General features: G+C 44.5%; 14 protein-coding genes. 11 read left to right on the top strand and 3 right to left on the bottom strand.

What is annotated here, in order from left to right; all coding sequences use genetic code 11:
- Window positions 1-10 precede the first annotated feature (10 nt).
- The 3 genes from DYE48_RS02565 (at window position 11) to uvsE (ending at window position 3,061) form a co-directional block, all read left to right on the top strand.
- A complete protein-coding gene (locus DYE48_RS02565) occupies window positions 11-919 on the top strand; it encodes a DUF6612 family protein (RefSeq protein ID WP_115822288.1) in 909 nt (302 codons plus the stop codon).
- Window positions 920-976: 57 nt separating this feature from the next.
- Window positions 977-1,615: a class D sortase gene (locus DYE48_RS02560; protein WP_115822287.1), complete on the top strand. Its 639-nt coding sequence runs from the start codon at window positions 977-979 to the stop codon at window positions 1,613-1,615.
- Between the two features lie 477 nt (window positions 1,616-2,092).
- Window positions 2,093-3,061 (top strand): UV DNA damage repair endonuclease UvsE, encoded by a 969-nt coding sequence (gene uvsE, locus DYE48_RS02555; protein WP_115822286.1) that lies wholly within the window; start codon window positions 2,093-2,095, stop codon window positions 3,059-3,061.
- A gap of 18 nt (window positions 3,062-3,079) precedes the next feature.
- Here uvsE and DYE48_RS02550 read toward each other — a convergent pair whose 3' ends face one another.
- The gene (locus tag DYE48_RS02550; RefSeq protein ID WP_115822285.1) at window positions 3,080-3,283 is read right to left on the bottom strand and encodes a hypothetical protein; all 204 of its coding nucleotides are present in this window, start codon (window positions 3,281-3,283) and stop codon (window positions 3,080-3,082) included.
- A 283-nt stretch (window positions 3,284-3,566) separates the two neighbouring features.
- On the opposite strand from DYE48_RS02550, the gene DYE48_RS02545 reads away from it, so the two are divergent.
- Window positions 3,567-4,145 (top strand): HNH endonuclease family protein, encoded by a 579-nt coding sequence (locus tag DYE48_RS02545; protein ID WP_115822284.1) that lies wholly within the window; start codon window positions 3,567-3,569, stop codon window positions 4,143-4,145.
- 92 nt (window positions 4,146-4,237) lie between these two features.
- On the opposite strand, the gene DYE48_RS02540 is transcribed toward DYE48_RS02545, so the two are convergent.
- Window positions 4,238-5,425, bottom strand: a complete 1,188-nt coding sequence (locus tag DYE48_RS02540) for an acyl-CoA dehydrogenase family protein (RefSeq protein WP_115822283.1) — start codon at window positions 5,423-5,425, stop codon at window positions 4,238-4,240.
- A gap of 12 nt (window positions 5,426-5,437) precedes the next feature.
- Entirely contained in the window at window positions 5,438-6,625 is a 1,188-nt protein-coding gene (locus DYE48_RS02535) for a CaiB/BaiF CoA transferase family protein (protein ID WP_115822620.1), read from the bottom strand.
- 235 nt (window positions 6,626-6,860) lie between these two features.
- Between DYE48_RS02535 and DYE48_RS02530 the strand changes: the two genes are divergently transcribed.
- From DYE48_RS02530 to DYE48_RS02500, 7 genes are all read left to right on the top strand, one after another.
- Window positions 6,861-8,030 carry an aminotransferase class I/II-fold pyridoxal phosphate-dependent enzyme gene (locus tag DYE48_RS02530; RefSeq protein WP_115822282.1) on the top strand — a complete coding sequence of 390 codons (1,170 nt, stop codon included), beginning with the start codon at window positions 6,861-6,863 and terminating at the stop codon, window positions 8,028-8,030.
- Window positions 8,031-8,035: 5 nt separating this feature from the next.
- Window positions 8,036-9,682, top strand: coding sequence for a thiamine pyrophosphate-dependent enzyme (locus tag DYE48_RS02525; RefSeq protein WP_115822281.1), 1,647 nt, complete (start codon window positions 8,036-8,038; stop codon window positions 9,680-9,682).
- Window positions 9,679-11,175 (top strand): aldehyde dehydrogenase family protein, encoded by a 1,497-nt coding sequence (locus tag DYE48_RS02520; RefSeq protein ID WP_115822280.1) that lies wholly within the window; start codon window positions 9,679-9,681, stop codon window positions 11,173-11,175. The genes DYE48_RS02525 and DYE48_RS02520 overlap by 4 nt, the downstream gene beginning before the upstream one ends.
- Before the next feature lie 18 nt (window positions 11,176-11,193).
- Window positions 11,194-12,348 carry a saccharopine dehydrogenase family protein gene (locus DYE48_RS02515; protein WP_341865606.1) on the top strand — a complete coding sequence of 385 codons (1,155 nt, stop codon included), beginning with the start codon at window positions 11,194-11,196 and terminating at the stop codon, window positions 12,346-12,348.
- Window positions 12,349-12,754: 406 nt separating this feature from the next.
- On the top strand, window positions 12,755-13,045 hold the full coding sequence (locus DYE48_RS02510; protein ID WP_244199356.1) for a hypothetical protein: 291 nt from the start codon (window positions 12,755-12,757) through the stop codon (window positions 13,043-13,045).
- A 683-nt stretch (window positions 13,046-13,728) separates the two neighbouring features.
- Window positions 13,729-14,103, top strand: coding sequence for a hypothetical protein (locus tag DYE48_RS02505; protein WP_115822278.1), 375 nt, complete (start codon window positions 13,729-13,731; stop codon window positions 14,101-14,103).
- Window positions 14,104-14,162: 59 nt separating this feature from the next.
- On the top strand, window positions 14,163-15,209 hold the full coding sequence (locus DYE48_RS02500; protein WP_115822277.1) for a hypothetical protein: 1,047 nt from the start codon (window positions 14,163-14,165) through the stop codon (window positions 15,207-15,209).
- Window positions 15,210-15,691: the final 482 nt, after the last annotated feature.

Genomic DNA, 15,691 nt, shown 5'->3' with positions numbered 1-15,691 from the left:
GAGTGTTTCGATGTTAAAAAAGTGTAATCTTCTGTTTTTGAGTCTTTTGGTGTTGTTCCTGTTTCCGCTTCAAGTATTCGCGGCTGGCATGTCGGCAGAGGAAGTGTTGAAGAAATCGAATGAAGCGATGAAGAATCTGGACAGCTATTCTATGAAACAAGTATCAAAATCGAAAATGCCGATGATGAATGAAGGAGAGGGAATGGAAACAAAAACCATGGCCGATGTTACTATGGATCCCTTCGCCTTTTATTTGAAGACAGAATTGGCGGGTGAGACGACGGAGTCTTATTTCACAGAAAAAGGGTACTATAGTGAACTTCCAGGGCAAGGCTGGGTTCAGCTATCCGATGACTCCAGCCAGGAAATGATGATGTCGATGCTTGCTGAAGGTCAAATGGCACAGGCGCTACCTCTAGCCAAGCATATGAGTGTGGAAGAAAGTGATGGTTCCTATGTTCTTCAATATGAAGGAGATGGAGAGCAGCTTTTGGAAATGTCGATGAAGATGCTTCAGCAGGGAATGGGTTCTAGTGAAGGTGAAAGTGGTCTAAAGGAATTGGGTGAAGAACTGCTTGATAAAATCTCAATCAATGACGTGACCTATAAAATGACGATAGACAAAGAGAACCATTATTTAACGTCCAGCCACGTTCAATTGGAAATGGAAATAGAAACGGAAGAAGGACCGCCGATGCCTGTCACTCAAGAGACAGAAATGACATTGGATAATTTTAATGGCGTCGGAGAAATCGAAATCCCTCAAGAAGTGTTGGATAAGGCTCAACCGATTGAAGATGCGATCGGAGGCGAACTTCCTGATACAGCAAGCCCGCATTCAATGTATGCATTACTTGGCGCAACACTGGTGCTGTTTGCTGGAAGTGTTTTATTCATAAGAAAGAGGTCTGTACAATAAAATAAGAGCTGGGCTCAGGCCTGGCTCTTTCAACCTTCAATTGACAAGGAGGCCATTATGCTAAATAAAGTTCTGTTCATGCTTGTCGTTATAGGGTTTTCTTGTGCCGCTTACTTCACATTTCAATGGTGGGACTCCACCCGGGCTGTTGAAAAGGTGACAGAAGAGGAAATAAATGAATGGGAATCCCAGGATCAGGCAGAGGAACCGCCTCAAGTGGTGGTGAAAAATCAAGACAAACCGAAACAACCTAGATATTCAAATGAACTACATAAGTTTGACAATGGGGAGAAAGTGGGGCGATTGATTATTCCACTTTTGAATAAAGGCTATTCCACCTATTGGGGCACGGATGAACAGTCGCTTCATCAAGGGGTAGGAATGTTCATTAGTAAATGGACGACGACACCTGATGAAAAGCGTCATACGGTCCTGAGCGGTCACCGGGAGACCGTTTTTACACAGCTTGGGGAAATTGAGAAAGGAGCACCGCTTTTTTATGAATATGAGGGAAAACGGTACAAGTATGAAGTTGAGAAAACCTGGGTCACGGATGAAGACGATCGATCCGTCATCGTCGACCACGAGGACCCGACTCTTACACTTACTACATGTTACCCTTTCGATTTCATAGGAAGTGCCCCGGAAAGGTTTATTGTACAGTCAAGGTTAGTCGATGTGCAGGAAATAGAATGAAACAGTGTTGAACGGAAGAACTTTGGCTCCTCCGCTCTTACTGAATCCTGCACAGGCACGGATCCAGGCTCTTTTACTGGTGAATCTCCACCCTTTAAATGTTAAAGGACATAAAACCTTTTATACTACTGGTGAAGAAAGAGGGTCTATGAATGTCTGCTTTATTTCTTTTAGTAGGAATGCTAGGGTTGATTGTTTACGTATATATCACAAGAAAAAGCTTTTTTTCTGATGAGCGGAATGTGAAATTGTGGATCATGCTGTTTGTATTTTTGCCTCTGTTAGTCATGGGGTTGTGTATCTCCTTATCATTTAAATGAATCTTTATCTTGTCATCATTCGTATAGGACAGAGGCGATTTCACTCTGGCACCGACTGAAAAATGATACGTGGATGAGAGAGTTGGAAAAAGGAGTTTCTACATAAGGGAAATGCTTTTTGTGCAAACTAAGGGAAAACAGGGAGTAGGTGGAAACGATGACGTTGTACCGGCTCGGTTATGTAGCGATGAGTGTGAATCTGCAGAACGCTTCACCATCTCAAACGATGACCTATAAACGATTTTCCGAAATTCGTGATGTTGAGGCAGCCAAACGGAAGCTGGAACGGATTGCGAAATCAAACCTTCACAACTGTCTACGGTTATTGAAACATAATAAAGCTCATGATATTCATTTTTTCAGACTGAGTTCACGACTTGTCCCTCTTGCTACGCATGAAGAGTTGCAAGGATGGGATTATTTGAATCCGATTAAGGAAGAACTTGCAGAATTAGGCGCTTTTGCGAAAGAAAACAAAATGAGGTTGGATTTTCACCCCGATCACTTTGTGGTCATCAATTCTCCGACTCAAGGAATTTTTAAGACCTCGATGGGCGTACTCAAATATCATTATCTGCTCCTCCATCATATGGGACTTGATCCGACTCATCGATGTGTTTTCCACCTTGGAGGAAGGTATAAGGACAAAGAAAAGTCGCTGGAGCGGTTCATCGAAAATTGGGCAATGGTCCCATCCGGCATTCAAAAAACTGTAATGATTGAAAATGATGATACGTCCTACACGTTAGCAGATGGTCTTTATGTCTGTGAAAAATTGAACATTCCGCTCGTCTTTGATCTCCACCATCATTATGCGAACAATGAGGGAGAGAACTGGGAAGAACACTGGCCGCGCGTTGTCGGTACGTGGAGCCATTCCCCCCTTCCTGTGAAAATGCATATTTCAAGCCCAAAAAGCGAAAAGGACTTTAAAAGTCATGCCGATTTCGTCGATCTTGATATGTTCCTTGAATTTGTAAAGAAAACGAATGGTTCAACAGAGCAAATCGATTGCATGATTGAAGCGAAACAAAAAGATGAAGCATTGTTCCGTCTTGTAGAAGAACTGAAGCAGCATCCGAACGTAGAGATGCAGGATGACAGTTCGTTTATTTGGAAAATGTAGGTGTCCATTAGAGTAGGCTCACTTATGAAAATCTTCTTGTTTCGCACGTTCAAGGCCTCTTTTGATCAATTTTTTTAGACGACGTTTGATTCTTAGAAAAGGGATGAGTCTGTCTTCTTTCATCAGTTCATAAGTCAGATGAGCGAATTCCTGTCTTTCTTCTGGCGTCAGAACGATGACTTCTGCAGGTTCTTTTTTAGGAAAAGGAATTAAATCTCCCACACGCATCGCCTCCTTCTTAAACATTTATGCAGAAGGCTACATAAAATGCTCCAAATTATATGTGGACAGAAAGGAAAGATGCCCCACTTCTACTGTGTATGCGCTTGGTAGGAGGTGGGGCATTTTTTTATGGAAGTAAGAGTGTAGAATGCCCATTCCATCTATGAGAATACGGTTATAGAGAGCGGGTTGCCGGACATGGTGTCATAGATTCAGCATGATATAATGGAAAGGAATGGTTATTGTTTCGGAATTTATCAACTAGGTTCTAAGGGAGGTTGCTATGTCTGATTTTAGGTTAACCATAGAGATCCGAAAGCCTTCTTATGCGCAGAATAAAACGGTAAGGGATTCAATTCCTCGTTCCTTATGGAATTCTGTACGGTACCATGTCCTTAAGAAAAGCGATTTTAAATGCCAAATATGTGGCTTTCATGATGAAGAGAAACTGCATGCGCATGAAGTCTGGGAATATGACGAAGAAAAGTTCCTGCTGATTCTAAAAGATATACAGTCTTTGTGCAGGTCCTGCCATGATTTAAAGCATATTCACCATGTTGGACATAGAAGTAAGAAAAATAACTTTGTCATGCGAAATTTAAAGAAACATTTTATGAAGGTCAATGAATGTACAGAGAAAGGTTTTCGAAGGCATTATCGAAATCAGTTAGCAAAGAGTACGGCGGAACCAGTGAAAAGGTCTGTGGAAGACTTAATAGAAGTAAGGGAAATAAGGGAAAGAGAAGCGTTTCTGAAGGAACAAGATTGGAAATTTGTGATTGGAAGAGATGTTCCATTAGCTAACGAGATTGAGTCGAAACTCGATAAAAAAGGGTTACTCTATGTGAGAGAAAGTCAATAGCTCGAATTTAATTCATACACGATAGAGAGCGATACAACAACAAGCAAAACAAACGTGCGTTGATATACGCACGTTTGTTTTTTTAGTGAGACTTACCCTTTCCAAGCCGGAAGCATTTGACTAAGCGGTTTATCTTTCCTATAACCGAGCACATATTCCGCCTGCATAATCGTATGGATTTCGCGAGTCCCTTCATAAATCACAGGTGCTTTGGAATTCCTTAAATAACGCTCGACCGGATATTCATTGGAATACCCATACGCGCCGTGAATCTGCACAGCATCATCTGCCGCCTGATTGGCAAAATCACACGCCTGCCATTTAGCTAGTGAGGTTTCCCTCGTGTTTCTCACGCCTTTGTTTTTCAATGCACCTGCCCGGTACACGAGGAGGCGGCTCATGTGGAGGCCTGCTTCCATTTTCGCAATCATCTGCTGGACGAGCTGGTGTTTACCGATTTCTTTTCCAAACGTTTCTCTTTCATGACAATAGTCCACACTCGCTTCAAGACAAGCCATGATCTGCCCGCAGGCTCCTGCGGCAACCGTGAACCGTCCGCTATCCAGCGCTGACATGGCGATCTTGAAGCCGTCTCCTTCGTTTCCGAGCAGGTTTTCTTTCGGTACCCTCATTTGGTCAAAAAACAATTCGCCCGTGTTACCTGCACGGATCCCCAGCTTTCCTTTCGTCGATTTCGATGAGAATCCTTCATATGTTCTTTCAACAATAAAACAGGAGATGCCGTGATGTTTTTTGCTTTTATCCGTATAAGCAAATACTAAAAAGTGATCGGCCACATCACATAGGGAAATCCATGTTTTCTGTCCGTTCAAGACATAATGATCACCGTCGAGTGTCGCGGTCGTCTGCAATGCGGCCACATCAGATCCGGCCGCAGGTTCCGTCAGGCCGAAAGCTCCGATTTTTTCTCCTTTCGCCTGCGGGGCTAAGTATTTCTGCTTCTGTGATTCTGTCGCCCACTGCAGGAGTGTCATGCTGTTCAGGCCGGTATGGACGGAAACGGCTGTACGGAATGCGGTGTCTCCACGTTCGAGTTCTTCACATACAATCGCGAGGGAATTGTAATCCATGCCGCTCCCGCCATAAGTTTCCGGAATGCACACACCCATAAGCCCAAGCTCCGCAAGCTTCTTCAACGTTTGCTGATCAAAGTGTCCTTTCGCATCCCATTCTCCGATGTAGGGCATGATTTCATGGTCGACGAAACTTCGGACCGCTTTCCTTAACATCATTTGCTCATCACTGAAATCAAAGTTCATTTCGTTCACTCCTTAAACCTTGTGATCCTTTTTCCATTCTTGGATCGTAGTTTTGTCATACCCGAGTTTCGTAAGGATTTCTTCTGTATGTTCACCTGCCTCCGGTGGGTGCTGCTTGTAATCCACCGGCGTGCGGGATAATTTCAATGGACTGCCGATCATCCCAACATCACCTGCTTTTGGATGCTCGCAGGTGAGGAACATTTCGCGGGCTTTCAGCTGCTCATCTTTACAAACCTCTTCGAGCGATTGAATCGGGCCGAAGGGGATCTGTTTTTCCTGACATCGGCTTTGCCAGTAAGCGGTATCTTCTTTTAAAAACAGCTCCTGCAAAATCCTCGAGAGCTCCTCTCTGTTTTCCACCCTTCCTGCATTCGTAGAAAAAAGAGGGTCTGATGCAAGCGAAGGTTGTCCGACGATCGCGCATAGTTGAGCGAATTGACGGTCATTCCCGACAGCGATGACCATTTCACCGTCAAGGGAGCGGAACGTTTGGTATGGCACGATGTTGGCATGATGATTTCCGAGTCGCTGCGGTACTTTTCCGGTCATTAAAAAATTGCTCCCGATGTTGATGAGGGAACTGACGGCAGAATCATATAGAGATAGATCGATTTTCTGACCTGTTCCGGATCGTTCCCGTTCTAAGAGAGCCGTTTGAATTCCGATACAGGCATACAGCCCTGTGAGGATGTCCGTGATCGCCACACCAAGTTTCTGCGGACCGGATTGGTCATCCCCTGTGATGCTCATCAAGCCGCTCATCGCCTGAATGATGAAGTCATAGCCGGGAAGGTGCTTATAAGGGCCTGTCTCTCCGAAACCCGTAATCGAGCAGAAAACGATTCGGGGGTTAATCTCTTTCAAATGGTCATAGCCGAAGCCGAGCCGCTCCATCGTTCCTGTCTTGAAGTTGTTGATGACGACATCACTATCTTTGACGAGCTTTTCCATGACTTCTTTTCCTGCACGAGATTTCAAATCAAGCGTCAAACTCTTCTTATTACGGTTGGCACATAAATAATAGGCACTCATCCCTTCTTTGAAGGGCGGTCCCCACGTACGGGTTTCGTCACTGCCCCCGGGAGCTTCGACTTTAATAATGTCAGCTCCGAGATCGCCGAGAATCATTGAACAATAGGGACCGGCGAGAACCCGGGTCAAATCGAGGACGCGGATGCCTTCCAATGCGGCACTCACCACTCATCACACCCTTTCACGATAGAAAAAGCCAGAAGAACCCATACGACGTATGAATCCAACTGGCTTGGGAAACACGGATCAATTCAGATAGGGGAGTTGTCCTTGACGGGCTATATCACACTATATGCACCTCTTTGGAAAAGATGACCTGGAAACTTTGTTTCATAGAATGAGGGATGGATTAATAGGATAGAGCGATGGGACAACCAGAATGTTTGAAGGGGGTCTTTCTATGATCCAAAGCTCGAAGCAGGTGCGAAGCCTGCCACCTTATCTGTTTTCCATTTTTCATAAAAAGAAACTCGCGTTGACCGCTCAAGGGGTCGATGTCATCGATCTTGGCATCGGGGCCCCGGATTTGCCGACCCCGCCATTCATCATCGATCGTTTAACAGAAGAAGTGCGCAAACCGAAGAATCACAAATATTCCCCGTACGGCGGCTGCCGGGAGTTCAGAGAAGCCGTTGCGGATTTCTATAGATCTCACTATGACGTGGATGTGGACCCAGAGACGGAAGTCCTGACACTGATCGGATCGAAAGAGGGCATCGCCCATTTGATCAGTGCCGTCCTCGACCCGGGGGACGGGGTACTTGCTCCGGATCCGGGCTATCCGGTCTATCAATCGGCGATCCACCTTGCCCATGGCGTCACGGTCCGCTTTCCGCTCGATGAGGAAAACAGCTATGCACCACTTTTTGATCAAATCTCTCCAAGGGATGTTTCCAGGTCGAAAATGATGCTGCTCAACTATCCGAACAATCCGACAGGCGGAACAGTCGAATTAGACACGTTCGAGGAAGCCGTCCGCTTTGCTAAGGAACATAAACTCTCACTCATCCATGATGCCGCATATGATCTAGTGACTTTTGGAGATTACAAAGCTCCCAGTCTACTGCAGGTGCCGGGAGCGAAAGAAATAGGCGTCGAATTTGGTTCGCTGTCAAAAACGTTCAACATGTCTGGCTGGCGGCTTGGCTACATCGTCGGCAATAAAGAATTGATCCGCTCGCTCAGCGTGTACAAGAGCAATATGGATACAAGTCAGTTTTTACCGATTCAATTAGCAGGTGTCACAGCGTTGCGAAGTGATTTTTCATCGGTTAAAGCGAACAACCGCACCTACGAACAGCGGCTCGATCTTATGATGAATGCTTTCAACGGAATGAATATCCACGCTGAAAAACCGAAGGGTACTTTTTTCATTTGGGCTGAAGTTCCCGAAGGATATACGTCTCAAGGATTCTCTGAAAAAATGCTCGACGAAGCTGGCATCATCTTGACTCCTGGAACAGCCTTCGGTCAAAAAGGGGAGGGCTATTTCCGGATGAGCCTTTCTGTTCCGATCGAGCGGCTGCATGAAGCTTCGATCCGTATGAAAAAAGCGATGAAAGGAGGCTGAATTCCATGGACGAACGTCATATGACGAGCGCGGAAGCCATCGTTTCCTGTCTTCAAAGACAAGGCATCTCCAAAGTGTTTTGTGTCCCAGGGGAGAGCTATCTTCCCGTGATGGATGCCATTTTGAAAGAACCGGACATTGAGCTCATTTCGGCCAGACACGAAGGCGGGGCCGCTTTCATGGCGGAAGGGTACGCCAAAGCGAGCGGCACCCCGGGTGTTGTGATAGCGACGAGGGGCGTCGGGGCGAGCAACCTTGCGATTGGTGTTCATACCGCTTACCAGGACTCCACACCCATGGTCGTCCTCTTAGGACAGGTGCATACGAACTTCAGTGGACGTGAAGGCTTCCAGGAAGTCGATCTTGAAGCTTTCTTCCGACCGATCGCTAAATGGGTAGCTGAAATCCGCGAACCGCCCCGGACTCCGGAGCTTGTCCAACGGGCACTTAGGATCGCTATGACAGGAAGGCCTGGACCAGTCGTTATTTCTTTGCCTGAAGATGTCTTGAAAAAAGAAGCGCTCATGTCATTCGGTCCTGTTATAAAAAGGCCGGGACCAAAGCCTTCGGATCAAGAAGTCATCGAGGTGGTCGACCGTCTCCGTTTAGCTGAGCGTCCGCTGATTTTAGCGGGTGGGGGAGTGAAGCTTGCGGGTGCAGAAATGGCTTTGAAACGGCTCGCTTATAAGTGGGGCGCGCCGATTGTGAGTGCATTCAGACGTCATGATGTTTTTCCGAACGATGATATCCACTATTGCGGTCACCTGGGACTCGGCACCCATTCGAACATTCTGGAGACGCTCACTCAAGCAGATACGGTGCTCGCTGTCGGGACAAGACTCTCTGAAGTGACGACACAGGACTATTCGATCTTCAAAGGGCAGACGCTGATCCACTGTGATATCGATGACGGCGTTCTTGGCAAAGTCTATCCTCCAGATGTGGGTATTGTAGCGGATGCCAAAGAAATGCTGGAGACTTTAGCCGCGGCCGCTTACGGACGGGATCTGTCTTCATGGACGAGTGCGAGGCGGAAAGCGTATGAGGCGACGCTGGTTACAGAAGGTCGCAAAACATTGAACGGGGAAGTGATTTCACTTCTTCAGGAAAACCTGCCGGAAGACAGCATTTTGACGAATGATGCTGGAAACTTCGCCGGTTGGCTGCACACGTATTTTCAATTTAAGAAACATCGATATATAGGACCAACTTCAGGGGCGATGGGGTACGGTATGCCGGCAGCGTTGGGAGCGAAACTTGCGAATCCTGATAAGAGTGTCGTCTCTCTATCTGGCGATGGTGGTTTCATGATGACCTTGCAGGAGCTTGAGACGGCGGTCAGATATGACATTCCGGTCATCAGCATCGTTTTCAATAACCGCATGTACGGAACAATCCGCATGCATCAGGAAATCCATTATCCGGGCGAAGTCATCGGTACGGATTTAGGTGAAGTCTCTTTTTGGAAAGTGGCAGAGAACCTAGGTGCTGCAGGTTTTCATGTGAAAACGGCAGAAGAGTTCAGACATGCTCTGGATCAGTCGCTGGTTTTGGACAAGCCTGTGGTGATTGAAGTGGAAACAGATCCTGAACGAATATCATTATCAAAAACGATTACTCAATTAAGAAAAAAAGGGGGAGAATCAAAGTGACATTGATTCATGAGGAGCAGTTAAAGAATTTTATAGATGGAAAATGGGTGGAGCCTTCTTCTGGCAAGGCGACAGCCGTCATCAATCCGGCGACATCCGAAACGTTGGTAAACGTCCCGTTATCGGCGGCTTCTGATGTGGAGGAAGCGACAAGTGCCGCAAAAAAAGCGCAGAAAACATGGGCCCTCGTTCCGGCACCGCAAAGAGCGGAAGTGTTGTACCGTGTCGGTTTGATCATGAAAGAACGTAAAGAAAGACTCTCGCAGCTTTTGACGATGGAGAACGGAAAAGTCATCGAAGAAGCGCGGGGAGAAGTCCAGGAAGGCATCGACATGGCCTTCTACATGGCAGGGGAAGGGCGCCGATTATTCGGGCAGACGACACCTTCAGAGCTGAAGGATAAATTTGCGATGAGCGTCCGTGCACCGGTCGGCGTCGTCGGCATCATCACTCCGTGGAATTTTCCTATTGCAATTGCAACATGGAAGTCCTTCCCGGCGATCGTTGCCGGAAACGCTGTCGTTTGGAAGCCCGCAACAGAAACCCCGATCATGGCGTATGAACTGGCGAAAATTTTTGAAGAAGCCGGGTTGCCAAAAGGGGTCATCAATGTCGTGTTCGGGTCGGGATCCACGGTAGGAGAAGCGATGATCGAGCAGCAAGATATCCGAGTCATTTCTTTTACAGGATCGAATGAAGTCGGTCGTGGCATTGCAGGTAAATGCGGCCAGCGGCTGAAAAAAGTTTCACTCGAAATGGGTGGAAAGAACGGCGTGATCGTGATGGATGATGCCGACTTGTCTCTCGCCGTCGAAGGTATTCTTTGGAGTGCCTATGGAACGAGCGGCCAGCGCTGCACCGCCTGCAGCCGTGTCATGGTCCACGAAAAGGTCAAAGATGAACTGGAAGAACGCCTTCAGAAGGAAATCGCCAAACTTTCAATCGGAAACGGACTGGATGAATCGATCAAAGTCGGCCCGATCATCAATAGTAAGGGTCTTGAAAAAGTGAAAAGCTATATCAGCATCGGCAAAGAAGAAGGAGCCAAACTTCTGACCGGCGGTTATATCATGGAAAACGGGGATCACAAAAAGGGAAATTACTTCGCTCCGACTTTGTTTACGGATGTGAAACCGGACATGCGCATCGCCCAGGAGGAAATTTTCGGGCCGGTCGTTTCCTTGATCCCTGTGAAAAGTTTTGAGGAAGCTGTTGAAATCAACAATAGTGTGGAATTCGGCTTGTCGAGTTCGATTTTCACACAGAACGTGAACCAAGTATTCGCCGCTCAGCGGGATTTAGATACAGGCATCGTATATGTGAATGCAGGGACGACAGGGGCTGAAATCCACCTTCCGTTCGGCGGTACGAAGGGGACCGGAAATGGCCACAGAGATTCTGGAGTGGCTGCCCTCGACGTGTTCACCGAATGGAAAGCCGTGTACGTCGATTTCAGTGGGAAACTGCAGCGTGCCCAAATCGATGTCGAGTAATTTTACAGAGAAAAAGGAGTGCGGACTATGAAAGTAGCTGTTCTAGGGTCTGGATTGATGGGAAAAGAAGCGGCGCGCGATCTTGTCCACAGTTCGGGGGTCGAGAAAGTCGGGCTCGCCGACATCGACCTCGACCGTGCACAGCGCGTCTCTGATTCATTGAACTCTTCAAAAATACAGGGATTCAAAGTGGATGCCGGAAACCAGACCGAACTTGCTGAGTTCATCCAACAATATGATGTCGTCATCAATGCCCTTTTCTACTCTTTCAATGAAATCGTCGCGAAAACAGCGATTGAAGTCGGGGTCCATTCCGTCGATTTGGGCGGACACATCGGTCACATTACCGATAAAGTGTTAGAGCTCGATGAACAGGCGAAAGCAGCAGGAGTCACGGTCATCCCGGATCTCGGTGTAGCTCCCGGCATGATTAACATTTTATCAGGCTACGGCGCAGGGAAGCTTGATAAACTCGAGTCGATACGTTTGTTCGTGGGAGGCATTCCGGTAAGGCCGGACCCGCCGCTTGAGTACAACCACGTCTTTTCTATGGAAGGATTGCTGGATCACTACTCCGATCCTTCGACAATAATCAGAGATGGAAAACTGCGTGAAGTCGAGTCGTTGACGGAAATTGAAAACATCTATTTTGAACGCTTTGGTCCACTGGAAGCTTTCCATACCTCCGGCGGGACTTCGACGCTGCTGAAATCGTATCCGCACATTGATAGTCTGGAATACAAGACGATCCGTTATCCCGGACACGCGGAGAAAATGAAACTGCTCGTCGATCTCAACCTGACGGGAGCGGATCAAGTCGTAAACATCCGTGGAACGGAAATCAAGACGAGGGAAGTGCTTCTGAAGAGCATCGATCCTCTTCTTGAGCTGAAGGATAAAGACGATGCTGTCCTGCTCCGCGTCATCGTCGGCGGTGAGAAAGATGGAGTGCGAAAAGCCTGTGAATACGAAATGGTTACCTATAAAGACAGGGCGACGAACGTCACAGCGATGGCCCGCGCAACAGCCAACACCATCTCTGTCGTCGCACAATTGATCGGCGGGGGCACGATCACAAAGCGTGGGGTATGCCCACCGGAAACGATCGTCCCCGGTGATGTTTATATTGATGAAATGATGAGGCGTGGGGTTGTGATAAGAGAACAGGCGTAGGTAAGGTTGTGTTTTGATGTGGTGCCAGGCACTGGTTTACATTTTTCGGTGCCTGGCATTGCAGTTCTTTTTTGGGTGACAGGCACCAAACCGAATGCTCATGGTGCCAGACTTTCTGTGAATATAATCACATGAGAGGGCCGGGCTGATGTCAGGTCTTTTCATGTGTTTTTGTGGTTCTCGGTACAGCTTCCTGTCTGTTGGTACCAGGTTTGATGCTCAATTCTTCACATATCGGTATAAATTTTTACATGGAGTTTAGGAACTAACGAATGAAAACGGTTATCCTAGGTGTAAGCTGGACGGTTTGTTAAAGCTTTGTGAAAAAAGCAACAAACGACAGATAATGGGTTTAAAAGAACGTATGATTAGGAATGTATAATGAAAAACGGGGAGTGCGGTATATTTGCATATAAAAGGGATCGAACATTTGAAGTTTCATAGTCAGTTAAGCTTGAAGCAAGTGGAAGATCGTATCATCATAACGGCAGACTTTCCGAAAGAATTACGGGTAGCATTAGGGATGAGAGAGCCATTTTTGTACGTCACCCTATATGTCAGAGGCGGCGAAAGAATAAAAATCATTGATGAAGACAATGCGACGTTACACATTCCATCCAAAAAGGATTTTGAACAGAAAACTTATAATAAGATCATCACTTTTGCCAAGGAGCATGCGAAGCAATTCCGTTCTTAATGGATGGAAGTGCTCAGCATGACATGCTATAGACAAACCCCTGCTTTTTAAAAGTTGAAGCATAAAAACAAAATGGAATTTTTCCAGTTATTTTGAAAAAGTGAAACCAGTAATGTTTCTTCCAAAGCGTAGGAAACGTTACTGGTTATTTAAATTATCTCGAAACTGAGTCTTCCGCTAAAGGGCAGGTTTGTGGAAGACTCAGTTTCGAGATAAATGCGGTAATAAATTTCAAATTTAACTCCTTTATCAAAAGCTTTTGATAATTTCATAGGAAATGGCAATCGGCAATTAAGAGTGACCGTATATTTATTTTTCGCCATAGTAACTTGACATGGAACCTCTATGGTTAAGAGATCCTTGCAGTGGATCCAGTATGGACATGCAAGCTACTCAGCCTAACTTAACTACTTCATGTAAAGTTGTATTTATGCAAGAATTGATGTATATCCCCGATTGCCGAAACCTACATTTTTAAATGCCATCTACACAATAGACACTCTCACTCGAAAATTGAAGGAAGCATAACAATAAATTAGTAACGACAATAACTATTCTCCACAAACGAAAGTAATGATTTAGATATCCCTTAAGTAAAAGCAAAAACTTCACACAAAAAAGAAGGGTTTTCCATTTAAGTGTCAAATTATACATTAAATGGAAAATAAAAAGGAGTTGGGTTTATGAAAAAGAAAATTATGACTGTTGTTTCAATTGCTATTTTGCTTTTAATGGGGGTTTTTACTGGGTCTGCTAGTGCTGAACTTAGGACTGGTAACATTAGTTGGTATAACGGAGTTGGAAAGGTAGGTTATCATGGTAAAGTATTAGATTCCAATGACTGTGCAACAGAATTAAGCGTTGATAACCCACCTGCCGGCACAAGCTTAGATGTTCTTAACTATAGCAATGGAGAGTCAGGGATATGTCAAAAATGGGACGGACGTCAAAACTTCGACCATTACAGTGTAATTCTTGATGTTCAAAAGTCTTTTTTTGAAAATGTTTTAGGAGAACCCTCAAGTGTTGGGTGGATTGATGGTAGATACTCATATTAAAAAATATATTCATTGAAGTAAAGTTAATTAACTTTACTTCTTTTTTTAGGAGGAATTCCATGAAGAAATATTTATTAATAGCAATAATAATTATTATAGCATTCATAACTTTAGCGAATATTAGAATACCAATCTTATCAGAAACTTTTAAAACTAATGAGCAATCTAATCTATTTATTAGAAGTACTGGACTGGATTACACTACCTCATATTATTTATACAATATAGCTACGAATGAAAAAGATATTGTTTTTCAAAAAAAAATGACATCACACCCAACCTCTGCATTTCACCCTAAAAATGAAACCTTTTTTTATACAGATACAGATTCAAATGGGTTAAATCAATTATTTCAGTTTGATATGAAATCAAACAAATCTAGACAATTAACAAATATTAATGGGTCAATAGATTTCTTAAAATTGAGCACAACACAATCCAAAATTTATATGAGAATAAATCTCTACGACAACCAAAATTTCCACATTGGAACTTATGATATTAATAATGGATCTATTAATATATGGAACAAAAATGAAAAAGATAAAAGTATTAAACATTTTGATTTAAATACAGAATCGGGAAGTTTAATACTTTTATCTTACTCTGCAAAAGAGAATGAAAAAAAAATAGAAGAAGCTAATAAAGAAGGGGAAGAATTAAAACCATTAAATTATGAAATAAGTATTGTTAATAAGGACAAGGGTATTAAACGGAAAATAAAAAGTCTAAAAAAACATATACATGATATTTCTATATCAAATGATAGTCAAGCTGCTTTAATCAGTTATTATGAAGTATTTGGACAATCAAACTCCAAATCTGTGATAGCAGAAATCGATCTTGAAACAGGAAAGACTAAACCTTTAATAAAAGAAGGGAAGAAATTAACAAGTTTTAAACACCCGCAATATGCAGGGAATTTAGACGGTATATACTTCATAGCTAAAAGAAAAGACCAAGAAATAAAAACAGATGATAAAGGCGGGAAGTTTAAACCATCGAATCTATATCTTTATGATTTAGAGACCAAAGACATTAGTGAAGTATTAAGGGTATCTAATGCGACAATTAATAATTTTTCCGTAGTAGACAGTTACAATTAGGTATACAACAATATAAAGCCGATCACCTTAGCATGGGGATTATCGGCTTTTATATTCCAAAAATTGTCTTTCTGTATATTTTCGTTAAAATGTTGGCGAGACCCCTACTAACGGGGATTGAAGTAAAAGACTTCCCAAGATATATCTCGATTTCAAGTCTTATAGAAACGGGGGCGCGCGACAAGTTCTGCTATAAACGCTTTTCAGCGTGAAAAGCAGGAAGTTTATTTAACTAAATTTCAACTGTACAACGGAGGATGGGAATGAAGGATCCATGTTTCCCGAAACCATCCCGTCAACACTCCTGCATGCGTTAAGACGGACAGGTCTTAGGGTGTGAAGCACAGGTAGATTGGGCAGAACGAAGGCTGAAGCCATAGCTAAGGTATGCCGACGGATATGCCTCACGGCTGAAAAACTAGATAGGGTGAGAATCGTTCTTTGAGATAGGAACTGACGAACTTCCGAAGGGTGCGAGACGT

The sequence above is a fragment of the Halobacillus trueperi genome (assembly GCF_003386945.1).
GTDB classification, from domain to species: Bacteria; Bacillota; Bacilli; order Bacillales; family Halobacillaceae; genus Halobacillus; species Halobacillus aidingensis.
This window is presented reverse-complemented; position numbering and strand designations above follow the sequence as displayed.